The 14497-nt window shown below is 32.9% G+C and carries 10 protein-coding genes; 7 read left to right on the forward strand and 3 right to left on the reverse strand.

From position 1 onward, the window contains the following. Positions 1–31: 31 nt before the first annotated feature. Complete coding sequence (locus ABD935_RS09335) at positions 32–922, reverse strand: aldose 1-epimerase family protein (RefSeq protein WP_345191633.1); 891 nt, start codon at positions 920–922, stop codon at positions 32–34. Positions 923–1002: 80 nt separating this feature from the next. Between ABD935_RS09335 and pabB the strand changes: the two genes are divergently transcribed. Beyond that, a complete protein-coding gene (gene pabB / locus ABD935_RS09340; protein ID WP_345191634.1) occupies positions 1003–2316 on the forward strand; it encodes an aminodeoxychorismate synthase component I in 1314 nt (437 codons plus the stop codon). Positions 2317–2338: 22 nt separating this feature from the next. Here the strand turns inward: pabB and ABD935_RS09345 are convergent, their stop codons facing one another. Then, positions 2339–3031 carry a hypothetical protein gene (locus tag ABD935_RS09345; protein ID WP_345191635.1) on the reverse strand — a complete coding sequence of 231 codons (693 nt, stop codon included), beginning with the start codon at positions 3029–3031 and terminating at the stop codon, positions 2339–2341. Between the two features lie 112 nt (positions 3032–3143). On the opposite strand from ABD935_RS09345, the gene tilS reads away from it, so the two are divergent. The 5 genes from tilS (at position 3144) to ABD935_RS09370 (ending at position 10613) form a co-directional block, all read left to right on the forward strand. Then, entirely contained in the window at positions 3144–4469 is a 1326-nt protein-coding gene (gene tilS / locus ABD935_RS09350) for a tRNA lysidine(34) synthetase TilS (RefSeq protein WP_345191637.1), read from the forward strand. A 127-nt stretch (positions 4470–4596) separates the two neighbouring features. Next, entirely contained in the window at positions 4597–6234 is a 1638-nt protein-coding gene (gene ade / locus ABD935_RS09355) for an adenine deaminase (protein WP_345191639.1), read from the forward strand. A gap of 216 nt (positions 6235–6450) precedes the next feature. Continuing rightward, positions 6451–7413, forward strand: coding sequence for a YheT family hydrolase (locus ABD935_RS09360; RefSeq protein WP_345191640.1), 963 nt, complete (start codon positions 6451–6453; stop codon positions 7411–7413). 126 nt (positions 7414–7539) lie between these two features. Continuing rightward, positions 7540–9837, forward strand: a complete 2298-nt coding sequence (locus ABD935_RS09365; protein WP_345191642.1) for an FdhF/YdeP family oxidoreductase — start codon at positions 7540–7542, stop codon at positions 9835–9837. A 122-nt stretch (positions 9838–9959) separates the two neighbouring features. Further along, positions 9960–10613 carry a TrmH family RNA methyltransferase gene (locus ABD935_RS09370; protein ID WP_345191643.1) on the forward strand — a complete coding sequence of 218 codons (654 nt, stop codon included), beginning with the start codon at positions 9960–9962 and terminating at the stop codon, positions 10611–10613. 334 nt (positions 10614–10947) lie between these two features. Here ABD935_RS09370 and ABD935_RS09375 read toward each other — a convergent pair whose 3' ends face one another. After that, entirely contained in the window at positions 10948–11727 is a 780-nt protein-coding gene (locus ABD935_RS09375; RefSeq protein ID WP_345191645.1) for a carboxypeptidase-like regulatory domain-containing protein, read from the reverse strand. A gap of 237 nt (positions 11728–11964) precedes the next feature. Between ABD935_RS09375 and ABD935_RS09380 the strand changes: the two genes are divergently transcribed. Further along, on the forward strand, positions 11965–14497 hold a 2533-nt coding region (locus ABD935_RS09380; RefSeq protein ID WP_345191646.1), incomplete at its 3' end, for a PKD domain-containing protein.

A 14497-nucleotide genomic window follows, 5' to 3' on the forward strand; every position in this document is an offset into this window, starting at 1 on the left:
TTAGCTGGCAAAGTTAAGCTTATTAATCTGTTTACACTAAATGGCTATTATGTATTTCAATATTGTAAGTTGCTTTAAATGTTTTGTTGGCATCTAAAGCTATTATGCCTTCTTTTTCTTTAAGGTTTTGGTTGGTGGTTTCGCTATCAGCAATTCCTAGCCAGGGTTCAATACAAACATAGTTACCGTTGGGTTTAGCCCAAATACCCAAATAGGGAAAGTCTTGATAATTTACAGAAAGTATAGCCCCGCTTTTACTGCTTTTTAAAGTGACGCTTTTAGATTTCAAATCTTTTAAAATAAGGGCATCCTCATTAAATAAATCGTGTTTTAATGGTATTGTGTTTGAATTATTAAAAACAGGTTTTGATTTAGAGGAAATTAATCCGTTTTCCATATTAATAAGATGTGTTCTAGAGTTTTCTGGATGTTCAAATTCTAAACTATAATCATCATAAGCTTCATTTTCAAAAACAGGACATTTAAAAGCTGGATGACCGCCAACAGAGAAATACATGGTTTTATTATCCGTATTTTTAACGGTATGGGTAACGGCAATGGTATTATCCGTTAGAGTGTATGTCATGTAGAATTCAAACTTAAAAGGATAGTTTGTAAACAAAGTGTCATTTGAAACTAACTTAAAAGTTAAACTGTTTTTGGTTTGTTCGTGTAAAATCACATCTTCATTATGTCTAACAAAGCCATGTTTTGGGAGTTCATATTTTTCATTCTCAAAAACATAAGTATCATCTTTTAGTGCTCCAATAATAGGGAATAAGTTAGGCGCATAGCTTCCCCAAACATCAGGGTTTGCATGCCACATAAAATCTGTATTGTTTTTTATGGAAGTAATTTTACAGAGTTCAGCCCCTGTTTTTTTTATGCTTATTTTGAGTTTGTCGTTTTGTAATGTATGCATCCTATTTTGTATTTAAACTAATGTACAAAAGTCTTCATTTTTTAAGTATTCTAAGTAACTTTGCTCCATAATATTTTTAATTGAGGACAAGACACATTCATACTTTCGAGGATATCGAAAATTTTAAAAATCAATTACTAAATTGGGCGCAGCAATTTGATGATGTGGTTTGGTTGGATTCTAATCCAGATAGCAATCGGGACGAGCAAAAACATTATAGCTACGATGCTGTTTTGGCGGTTGATGCTTTTACAAGTATTCAAACCGATTATTATAATGGTTTCGAAAAATTAAAAGACTACCAGACTAATGCGCAAGATTGGATTTTCGGATATCTTACTTACGATTTAAAAAACGATGTTGAGGATTTAAAATCTAGGAATGTTGATGGTTTAGAGTTTCCCGATTTGTGTTTTTTTCAGCCAAAAAAGCTTTTTTTAATTAAAGGGAATCATGTTGAGATACAATACTTAAACTGTGTTGATGACGAATTGCAAGATGATTTAACCACCATTCGTCATTGTGAAGAATTAGGACGTGGCAATCTGCCAAGTGAGCGTAGTAACATAAAGATAAAACTCCGAATCCACAAAGATGAATACTTTGAAAAAGTAAATAACATGCTTGCTCATATTCATCGTGGCGATATTTATGAAGCTAATTTTTGTCAAGAATTTTTTGCAGAAAGCACTTCTATAAATCCTTTAGAAACCTATAAGAAACTTAACCAAATTTCTAAACCACCATTTGCATCATTTGTAAAATTACAGGATAAGTATGTGTTGAGCGCCTCTCCAGAACGTTATATAAAAAAAGAAGCGGATACTATAATTTCGCAACCCATAAAAGGCACTGCAAAACGTTCAGAAAGTCTAGTGGAGGATAATCAATTGAAATCTGATTTGCTAAGCGACGAAAAAGAGCGCAGTGAAAACATCATGATAGTGGATTTAGTGCGCAACGATTTATCAAAAACGGCACTTAAGGGTAGTGTGAAAGTAGAAGAATTATGCCAGATTTATACCTTTGACCAAGTGCATCACATGATTTCTACAATCTCTTCAAAAATAGATTCAGGAACACATCCCGTAGATATTATTAAAAGTACATTCCCTATGGGCAGTATGACTGGAGCTCCAAAAATTTCAGCAATGAAAATTATTGAAGATTTAGAAGAAACCAAACGCGGTGTATATTCTGGGGCTATCGGTTATTTTTCTCCTAATGGAGATTTCGATTTTAATGTGGTTATACGAACCATTTTATACAATGCTAAAAAACAATACATTTCATACTCCGTAGGTGGTGCCATTACGGCTAAAAGCGACCCGCTAAAAGAATATGAGGAATGTTTAGTGAAAGCAAAAGCCATGCGACAGGTTTTGGAGAACTAATTGATACATTTTAAAACAGTCTCTAAATCAAGTGTTTTTTAAAATCCTCTATGGCTAATTCTAAAACGCGTTCAACACGTTTGGCTTCAATAGCCTTTACTTTTGCTATTTCTTCAAAAGTTAATTTGCCAAATACAAATAAATCTACAATATCTGAAACTTTAAGAGGTAGCCAAGTATAGAATTTACCTAACAAGTGTTTGTTGCGATGTAAAGAAATATCGGAAATATCAAAAGCATTTTTTATGGATGCGTTATTATCATCATATACAAATACATGTTGGTCATCCATATCTTGATTGTAAGATATGTCGCTTAATTCCTCATTCATTATAAAATCAAAACCTTCATCGGCGGTAAACTTTTCTTCTAGTCCATTAAGTTCATCTTCCAAAATGGAGTGCGTGCTCATGGTGTTTTGATGAAACGCTTCTTTTTTGAAAAGCTCGTCTAAATCTGCATCTACAATTTTAAAAAGTTTAATTTTTATTGCACCAGCATCGGCGTCAACATTGTAACCTGCTTCGTAAAACTTGGCAATACCTTCATCAATAATATCACTAGATTTATACATATTTTTAGGAATAATATGAGTTGACTCGGCAATGTATAAACGGTGTTTTACATAAGCTTGTAAATGTTGCGTTGCTGAAACCACTTTTTTATTGAATGCTGTTAGAGTGGCCCTATCGTTTAATTTATCTATACTAGACATAATTCAAGGTATTAATTAGTCCTTTAAAAATACGAAATATATAGAGTTTATATATGATTTTTGTCATTTTAAAATTAGTTAAAAATGATTATATCATTGTATATTTGGGCTTATGTTGAATCGGTTTGAAAATCATATAAATTCAAATTTAGAGTTTCTAAGAAGTGCTAAAATCCTTATCGCTATTTCTGGAGGGATAGATAGTGTTGTTTTAACGCATTTGTGCAAAGCATTAAAGCTAAATATGGCATTAGCGCATTGCAATTTCAACCTAAGAGGTGCAGAGAGCGATGCCGATGAAGATTTCGTTTTACAATTAGCAGAAGATTTAAATTTAGAAGTCTTTATACAACGTTTTGATACCCAAAATTATGCTAAAGACAACAAGCGTTCCATACAAATGGCAGCAAGAGAATTACGTTACAGTTGGTTTGAGGAGTTAACGGAACAATTACAATTCGATTATGTTTTAACCGCTCATCATGCAGACGATAATCTGGAAACGTTTTTAATCAATTTTACTAGAGGTACAGGGCTAGAGGGTTTAACCGGAATCCCAGAAGTTAATGGCAATTTTGTACGCCCATTATTACCATTTTCTAGTAAAGACATTGAAACTTATGCTAAGATAAATAATATTAAATGGCGTGATGATAGTAGTAACAAATCTGTCAAGTATTTAAGGAATAAATTACGCCACGAAGTCATTCCAATTCTAAAAGAAATTAATCTTAGTTTATTGCAGAGTTTTCAATCAACTCTAAATAATCTAAAAGATACATCTGATATTGTTGAAGAAAGTACAAATGCTGTTTTAAAAAGGGCTATTGAAACTATTGATGACAATCATATAGCGTTTAAAATTTCAGAATTTAAAAAGCTCAATAATCCAAAAGCATATTTGTTTGAAGTTTTTAATGTGTATGGATTTACCGAATGGAATGATGTTTTGGGTTTATTGGATGCTGAAACAGGAAAGCAAGTGTATTCAGCAACCCACCGTTTGATTAAAAACAGGGAGCATTTACTTTTAAGTGAAATTAATTTAGAAGCAAGCGAAACTATTTCTGTTTTAGAAAACGAAAAACAAGTAGAAACACCTTTTGGAACTTTATTTTTTGATGAAGCCGATAGCTATCGGGACGATGCCGTTTTTGGTAAACAGTCCAATATTATATTTGTTGATAAAAATGAGTTGAAATTCCCATTAACCATTAGAAAACATAAAGAAGCTGATGTGTTTTATCCGTTAGGAATGATTGGTAAAAAGAAAGTTAGTAAATACTTTAAAGACGAAAAACTATCGCTTTTAGATAAAGAAAACACATGGTTATTATGTTCTGGAGACGCTATTGTTTGGGTAATTAATAGAAGAGCAGACAACCGGTTTAGAGTTACTGAAAACACAAAACAAATACTAAAAATTGAATTGAAGTAATACAGTCACACTGAGCGCAGTCGAAGTGCCTTTTTGAATGAAATCATAATGATTTGTCATTCCTGCCTTTCGTCTTCGCTCAAGATAAACTCCAGCAGGAATCCACTATTAAGAATAAAACATCAAATTGAAACTACAAGGTCAAATAGTCGATATAGAAAACAAACGCATTTACAAAGGCGAAGTCACTTTTGAGAACGGGAAAATTCTATCCATTCAAGAAAAGGAACACCAGGTAAACCATTACATAATTCCTGGGTTTGTAGATGCACATATTCACATAGAAAGTTCTATGTTAGTGCCTTCGGAATTTGCTCGATTAGCTATAAAACACGGCACCGTAGCAACCGTTTCAGACCCACACGAAATTGCCAATGTATTGGGTGTTAAAGGTGTTGAGTTTATGATTGAAAACGGAAAAGAAGTCCCTTTTAAATTCAATTTTGGAGCACCTTCCTGTGTGCCGGCTACCAATTTTGAATCGGCGGGAGCGGTTATTGATTCAAACGGCATAAAATTACTTCTTGAAAATCCAGATATCAAATACTTAGCAGAAATGATGAATTACCCTGGTGTTCTTTTTGATGATGAAGAAGTCATAAAAAAAATAGCGTGGGCAAAACATTATAACAAGCCAGTTGATGGACATGCTCCAGGATTAAGAGGGGAAGAGGTTTCAAAATATATAAACGCAGGTATTTCTACAGACCATGAATGTTTCACATATGAAGAGGCTTTAGATAAACTTCAAAAAGGCATGAAAATTTTAATTCGAGAAGGTAGTGCCGCCAAAAATTTTGAAGCTTTAATCGATTTATTACCAGAGCATTTTGAAAACATGATGTTTTGTAGCGATGACAAACATCCAGACGATTTAATACTAGGACATATCAATCAATTATGTGCAAGAGCTGTAGCAAAAGACATGGACATTTTTAAAGTGTTGCAAGTTGCTTGTGCAAACCCTGTTCATCATTATAACTTGGATGTTGGTTTACTTAAAGTAGGGCATGATGCGGACTTTTTGGTTGTAGAGGATTTAAAACATTTCAAAACCCTTCAAACGTATATTAGTGGCGAGTTGGTTTTTAATGCAGGAGAATCTTTAATAAAGCAAGTGTCTTTTGAAAATTTAAATAATTTCAATTGTGATAAGAAAGAGGTTTTAGATTTTAGAGTAGAATCTTCAGCAAAACAAATTCGAGTTATTAAAGCTTTAGAAGGGCAGTTGGTAACTAATGAAATTATCGGTGAAGCAAAGATTGAAAACGGTAATTTAGTTTCAAATACTGAAAAGGATATTTTAAAAATGACTGTAGTTAATAGATATAAGAACCAAAAACCAGCCATAGCATTTATTAAAAATTTTGGTTTGAAAGAAGGGGCTATTGCATCGTCTGTTGGTCATGATTCTCATAATATTATAGCTGTAGGTGTTTCAGATGAAGCTATTTGTAAAGCTGTTAATTTAATCATTGAAAATAAAGGTGGTATTTGTGCAATTTCTAATCCCGATAACCATCGGAACGAAGAAAAAATAGTGCAGCTTCCCGTTGCCGGAATTATGAGTGATAGAGACGGAACAACTATTGGAAAACAATACGCAGAACTTGATAAAATGGCTAAACAACTAGGAAGTGCATTACACGCGCCTTATATGGCGCTATCGTTTATGGCTTTATTGGTAATTCCATCATTGAAGTTGAGTGATAAAGGCTTGTTTAATGGAAAAGAATTTAAATTTACGTCTTTAGAATTTAATTAAAATTGAGGTTTTTTTCACGCAAAGCCGCCAAGGCGCAAAGTTAAAAAGAAGTGAAGTGTTATTATAATAAACGAAAACAACTGAAAACTGAGACTGTCAACACATTATATCGCGCCAAGACGAAAATAAAAAACATGTAAATAAACAATAATAAACGATAAAATTGAAAATGCAACTGAGAATGAAGACTGAATACTGCAAATTGAATACTGAAAAATGCCAATAATAGAATCAACTTACAAACCACCATTTTACTTTAAAAACGGATTTATCTCAACGGTATATTCGGGATTAGTTAGACGTGTTTCTTTAAAACAAGAACGCGAGCGTATTACATTAAAAGATGACGACTTTTTAGATTTAGATTGGAGTTTTTCTGAATCTAAATCAAGTAAACTCATTATTTTATTACACGGACTTGAAGGTAACGGCCAACGTCCGTATATGACCGGAACAGCAAAATTGTTTAACGCAAATAACATAGATGCCGTTTGTGTAAATTTCAGAGGATGCAGTGGGGAGGATAATTTAAAATATTACAGTTATCATTCTGGAGCAACCCAAGATTTAGAAGCTGTAATTCAACATGCTATTTCTAATAAAAAATATTCCAATATCTACTTAAAAGGCATCAGCCTTGGAGCAAACATTATTTTGAAATATTTAGGCGAAAGAGATAACGTTCCTGTTCAAGTTAAAGCAGCAATTGCCGTTTCTGTACCTTGTTATCTAACGGGTTCAGCTAAAGAATTACATACTTTAAAAAACAAATTATATCACGATAGGTTCTTGAAACATTTAGTTGGTAAATTAAAAACAAAGCAGCAACGATTTCCAGAACTGTTAAGTATAGAAACACTAAATACTATTAAAACATTAGCAAGTTTTGATAACGTTTATACCTCAAAAGCACATGGTTTTGAAGATGCTTTAGATTATTATATAAAATGCAGTAGTTTGCAGTTTCTACCAAATATAAAAATACCTGCATTAATTATTAATGCATTGAATGACTCGTTTTTGTCTTCGGAATGTTATCCTGTAAAAGAAGCTAAAAACAACCCGAATTTGTATTTAGAAATGCCAATTCATGGTGGCCACGCAGGGTTTATTGGAAAAAAGAATGTGTATTATAATGAAAAGCGCGCTTTAGAGTTTGTAAAATTAAGCTGTTTTTAATCTGTAACTTTAAAATTAGGATTGCTGTTTAAAAAACCATTTGTTACTAATAAGAACTAAATAGGATAGCTATAATATTGTAAAATTGTTTTACTTCGTGTTTATAAAACAAATAATTATCATTTAATGAGTTTATCTCCTGAAGAAAAGGCCAAAACATCAGAAAAGTTTGAGAAATTAAAAACAACCCAACGTCCTGAAAACAGTGTTGGGCTTTCTTCTGTAAAAAGTGCTATAGGTCAGGTTTCAAAATACATGAATCCTGCTGATGCTTTTAAGTTAGCACTAAAAATGAATCAAAAAGGAGGTTTTGATTGTCCGGGTTGTGCATGGCCAGATCCAGATGATGAACGCTCTTCACTTGGTGAGTTTTGTGAAAATGGAATAAAAGCCATTGCTGAAGAAGCTCAAAATAAAACCATTGGAACCGATTTTTTTGCAAAATATTCTGTTGATGAATTGGCAAGTTGGTCTGATTTTGAAATTGGAAAATCTGGACGTTTGGCAGAACCTATGTTTCTTCCTGAAGGCGCTACGCATTATCAACCCATGTCTTGGGAAGATGCTTTTAAAAAGGTAGGGGAGCATCTAAATGCATTGGATAATCCAGATGAAGCAGCCTTTTATACCTCAGGTAGAACAACGAACGAAGCTGCATTTTTATATCAATTATTCGTAAGGGAATTTGGAACGGCTAATCTTCCAGATTGTTCCAATATGTGTCATGAAGCTAGTGGAAGTGCTTTGTCCGAAACATTGGGGATAGGAAAAGGCTCTGTGACTTTAGACGATTTATATAAGGCTGAGGTGGTTATGGTTGTTGGGCAGAACCCAGGAACAAATCACCCTAGAATGCTTACTGCACTCGAAAAATGTAAAAAGAATGGTGGTAAAATTATTGCTGTTAATCCACTTCCAGAAGCTGGATTGATAAAGTTTACCAATCCACAAAACCCTATTAAAATATTAACAGGAGGGACCCAAATAGCAGATGTGTTCGTGCCAATTACAATTAATGGGGATGTGGCTTTTTTTAAAGCGATACTTCTAAGGTTGTTAGAGAAAGAAGACGTTCGGGGCAACGTTTTTGATAAAGCTTTTATCAATGAATTTACTCAGGGTTATGATGCTTTTATTACAGATTTAAAACGTTATAATTTTGATGACTGCTTGAAAGCTTCAGGAGTATCTTTAGAAATTTTCAATGATGTTTTTGACCTTATTCTAAATAATGACAAAATTATTATTTGTTGGGCAATGGGCTTAACGCAACATGAGAATGCCGTTGATAATATCAGAGAATTAGTCAACTTATTACTGCTCAAAGGCAGTATTGGTAAAGAAGGTGCTGGAACTTGTCCTGTACGCGGACATTCAAACGTGCAAGGAGATAGAACAGTCGGTATTTGGGAATCTGCCCCTCAAGCATTTTTAGATAAAATAGAAGATAAATACGGTTTTAAGCCAACCAACAAACATGGCTATTCCGTAATTGATGCCATTAAAGCCATGCATGAAAAAAAAGCCAAAGTATTCTTTGGTTTGGGCGGTAATTTTATTTCGGCAGTTCCAGATACAGCATATTCAGCTCGGGCATTAGCAAATTGTAATCTAACGGTTCATGTTAGTACAAAACTCAATCGTTCACATGTAGTAACAGGTAAAGAAGCATTGATTTTACCATGTTTGGGACGAACGGAGAAAGATTATCAAAAATCGGGAGTTCAAGTGCAAAGTGTTGAAAATTCAATGGGCGTAGTGTCCGCAACAAAAGGTGTTTTGGAACCTTGTTCTAGCGATTTACTAAGTGAAGTTGCAGTAGTGTGTGGTGTTGCACATGCCACTTTAAAAGAGCGTTCAAAAATCAATTGGTTAGAATATAAAGATGATTACAAACTGGTGCGAGATGATATTGCTGAGGTTGTTGATGGATTTAAAGATTATAATAAAAAGTTAAAACAGCCTGCAGGGTTTTATTTGCCTAATGGAGCAAGAAATAGACAATTTAAAACTAAAACAGGAAAGGCTAATTTTTCAATCAATAAACTTCCTAAATGGAAATTAAAAAAAGATGAACTCATCATGATGACCATTCGCAGTCACGATCAATTTAATACGACTATTTACGGGTTAGACGACCGTTACAGAGGCGTTTTTAATGAAAGACGAATCATTTTTATGAATCGAGACGACATGAAAGCGCGTCGTTTAGAAGAACAACAAGTTGTTAATTTGAAATCTGAATATAAAGGTTTTATTCGAGAAGCAAATAATTTTAAAGTTGTGGGCTATGATATTCCTAAAAACTGTTGCGCTACATATTTCCCTGAAACAAATGTGTTAGTACCATTAGATAGTTTTGCGCATACCGCTAAAACACCAGCTTCTAAAAGTGTGATAATTAGGATTGAAGCTAATCAGTAAATTTTTAAAACCATTGTTTATTAGTAGTAATTCGTGAGATTCGATTTCAACAACAGTTAAAAACACCCTTGCCATTTGTATGGAGCTCATCATAATGACAAAAACTTTCTTAATTTTGATCTATGACAGACCCGAAACTCCTAGAGCATTTACAATCCTATTTAACAGCACATCGAAAACAACGTTTTGATACCGTATTAGCACAACGCACAAAACACTTTACAGTAGCTACCGAAGACGTTTATCAACTCCACAACACTAGTGCAGTAATGCGCAGCTGTGATGTATTTGGAATACAAGAAGTGAATATCGTGGAAGAGCAAAACTCAAAAAGCATTGATGGGGAAATTGCTATGGGCGCTCAAAAATGGGTGGACTTAAACAGATATAATTCTGTAAACGATTGTATTTTAGATTTAAAACACAAAGGTTACCAAATTGTCGCAACTACACCTCACGCTAATGATTGTGAACTGCATGATTTTGATGTTACCAAAAAATCTTGCTTCTTCTTTGGACGAGAAACAGATGGGGTATCTCAAGAAGTTTTAGATGCTGCCAATTGCTATTTAAAAATACCTATGGTTGGTTTTACTGAGAGTTTAAATATATCCGTATCTGCGGCTATAATTTTGCAATACGTTACCACAAAACTAAGGCAAACGGATATTAACTGGCAATTATCTGAAAATGAAATGAATGAAAAGCGATTGGATTGGTGTAAAAAAACGATAAAGAGTTATGATGACATTGTAGAGCGTTTTTATAATCCATAATAAATTGAGTAGTGTAGAAACAAGAGGAGGTAAAGTTATACCAATTATGATTTAAAATGAGATTAAAATAAAATGATTATTTTTTTTCTTTATTTGATTTACAAAAAATAAATCATAGCCTTAGTTACGGTTTCTTTTTTTAATGAAAAAGAAAGGGAAAAAGGACGTTTTATTAAGCTTCTTTTATGTTATTATTGGTATTGTACAGTCTAAAACATAAATTTCACCAGATATAGGCTATATGGCTGTTTTTATTGATAGTGAAGGGAATAGAATAGCATTACGCTCTAGAGCATAAAAATGTAATCAATAATTTTGAGTCTTTCTTTTAATATTATAATCTTTTGCTTCGTCCTCTGCTTAACAATTTATATTCCTCATAACATTCACTAATAGCGTCAAGAATTTGTAAATCGTTTGCGGTTTGAATAAATCCATTTGAATAGTTACACTGACTTACAATTTCATCTAAATCCACCCGGTCTACTTGAAGCAGGACAGTAAGCATTTCTCTGTCAAAACGTGATGCTAATAAATTTCTAATTTCATCATCTTGCTTCATCTTTTTAAGTTTACGTAATTCGTTCGGTTTTTTACCAAACATACGATGTAAGAAGTCTGCAGGATTAAAAATAGAACCTATAACTTTAGTTAGACCTGATTTTTTACTGGCTTCATATCCAGTGCCTTGTAGTCCGGAAATACTGTATCGATAATTATCGTTTATGGCAGGTACTTGTTTAATGTCAACTTCTAAATAGCCTGTTAATTTTAATTGGTTTACAACCACTTCTTCAAGGGCAAGAGCTAATTCAGTCAATTCAATTTTAGAACTCCCAAACTTCAACCAATCATTAGTTACCCTAACTTTAATGGATTTAAAGCCTAAATATGAAAAATGAAGCGTGTCGTTAACTTTAGCGGAAATTTTGAATTTCCCTTTGTTGTTGGTAGTTGTTCCAATCACTTGATTTAGATTCACAATGTTTACACTTTCAAGAGCGGAATCATCAGAGGAATTAATTACTATTCCTTCTACTTTAGTAACTTCTTGACCATATGAATGTTCAACTAGTAAAAAAATAATAAAAAGGAATATTATATTTTTTTTCATTAAAGAATTTTTTATAAAAATAGTAAACTATTAAATAATACTCAATAATTTAATAATATTTAACGTACAATTAATTGACTGCAATGGATTTAAACGTTAATAAAGGCTGTTTGATATAGTTTATTTATTAATCTAAGAATATTTTAACATATTTGACACCCTCTTTTATTAAAAAGCAAGTATTAATATACTATAGATGAATTTAGAGAACGAACAGAAGTAAATGAAGGTGGGTTAATGATGTTAGATAAAGAAGGTGAAAATATTAATTGGATAAGAGGTTTTAGGTTGCTTGTTAGCATAGCTATTTTTTTTGTTTCTGTTATTTTGCATGGACAAGGTGAAGGAGCAAACTGGTATTTTGGAAATAATGCAGGAATTAATTTCAATGCGGGTTCTGTAAATTCATTGTCGGATGGTGGGCTTAAAACAAATGAAGGTTGTGCAACTATTTCAAATAGTAAAGGCGAACTTTTATTTTATACAGATGGCATTACTGTTTGGGACAAAAACCATAATATAATGCCTAATGGGCAAGGGTTGTTGGGAGACCCCTCTAGTACACAGTCTGCTATTATTGTACCAAAGCCAAATTCTGAAACTATTTACTACATATTTACTGTTATAAATGGAGGTCGAGTTGAAGGATTGAGATATTCTGAAGTAGACCTAACTTTAAATAACGGAAACGGAGATGTAAGCTCAAATAAAAATGTGCTTTTAATGACGCCTTGTACCGAGAAAATTTCTGCGGTTAAGCATGCTAACGGATCTGATTATTGGGTTGCAACTCATAATTGGAATAGTTCAGATTTTACTGTTTTCAAAATAACTGAAAATGGGGTAGAAATGTCACCGGTAATTTCGCCAGGTGTTAGTTTTCATGGAGGTCATCCGTATAGCGGTATTGGCTATATGAAATTTTCTCCTAATGGAAAAAAAATAGCTTTAGCAAGATGGAGTACTGATAGTTTAGTTGAAGTTTTTGATTTTGATAGTAATACAGGAGTTATTTCGAACCCTATTGTTATAGACTCTGTTTTTGGTGCCGATTTTGAAAATGGAGCTTATGGTATAGAGTTTTCCCCCAATAGTGAGTTGCTTTATGTTTCAGAAATAGATTTAAGGAGTTACTTAAGTAAATTGCATCAATTTAATTTGAGTATTTATACCAAAACAGATATTATTAATTCTAAAGTTCTTCTGTATCAAGGGCGAAATTTAATATCGGCTTTGCAATTAGCTTTAGATGGCAAAATATACTTATGTCGTACTTTTACATCATATTTAGATGCTATAGAAACTCCCAATGCTATAGGGCTTTCTAGTAGTTACATATCTAGAGTTGTAGATTTACAAGGAAGACGAAACGTTTACGGTTTGCCAACATTTATACAATCACTTTTTGTAGCTAAAATTGAAGCAAATAATTTATGTTCAAATAACAGTAGTCAATTTAGTTTAAAAACTGATGAGTCAGTTAATAGCGTATTATGGGATTTTGGCGACAGAGAATCATCTAGTTTAAAAAACCCAAATCATACATATAAAACATCAGGAGCGTATACTGTAGAAGCAAAGATAAATACAGGGTACAGTATTATTAGTATAACTAAGGATATAGTTGTTTATGAATCTCCAATAGCTAATAAAGCTACGGATTATTTAGTATGTGGCAATGTTATAAATGATGGTTTTGAGTCTTTTGATTTAAATACTAAAACTCCTGAAATATTGGGAGGGCAATTAGGTTCGGATTTTGAAGTTTCTTATTTTGAAAGCCATGAAGACGCAACAGATAATATTGGGGCATTACCAATAACCTATACAAGCGATATAAATAATCAGGTAATTTATGCTAGAATACAGAATCGTCTTAATTCAGATTGTTACGATATTTCTAGTTTTTTATTAAAAGTTGAAACGAAACTAGCAGGTTTAGTAGAGGATTTAATAATTTGTGATGATAAATCTAATGATGGAAAGGAAATTATAGATTTACGTCAGTTTAATGCTCAGGTTGCTTCAAATTACCCTGTAATACCACACTTCAACTGTCAAATCACATACCATTTAACTCAAGCACAGGCTATATCAGGAGTCTTAGCTTTATCAAATAATTTTGAAACAAATAGTAATAATCAAGATATATATGCCCGAATAGAAAATACAAATACAGGTTGTTTTGATACGACACATTTCAAAATAATCATTAATGAAACGTTAATGGCACATCAACCTGATAACATGTATTTATGTGATGATGCTTCAAATGATAGTAAATCATTTTTTAATTTAAAAAATCAAACATTAAAAATATTAAATACGCAAACAGGCAACGTTACCTATTATTTAACGCAAAGCGAAGCCGATGCGGGAATAAACCCTTTGCCTGAAAATTTTGAAAATCAAACGAACCCACAACAATTATTTGTAAGAGCAGAAAGTGTAGTTAATGCCTCTTGTTATGATACAACTTCTTTTTATATAAAAGTCAATTCATTACCAGTGGTAGGACATGTAGATGACTTAACTTTATGCGATGATGTTTCCAATGACGGCAAGGCCATTTTCAATTTACAGGCCCAAACATTGAACACGCAAACAGGCAAGGTCACCTATCACCTAAGCCAAAGCGATGCGGACTCGGGGTTAAATGCCATTGCCGAGAGCTTTGAGAACCAGACCAACCCTCAAGAATTGTTTATAAGAGCGGAAAGTTTGGTCAATGCCTCTTGTTACGACACAGCGTCTTTTTATATAGAAGTCA

The organism is Algibacter agarivorans (genome assembly GCF_039543245.1).
GTDB lineage: Bacteria > Bacteroidota > Bacteroidia > Flavobacteriales > Flavobacteriaceae > Algibacter_G > Algibacter_G agarivorans.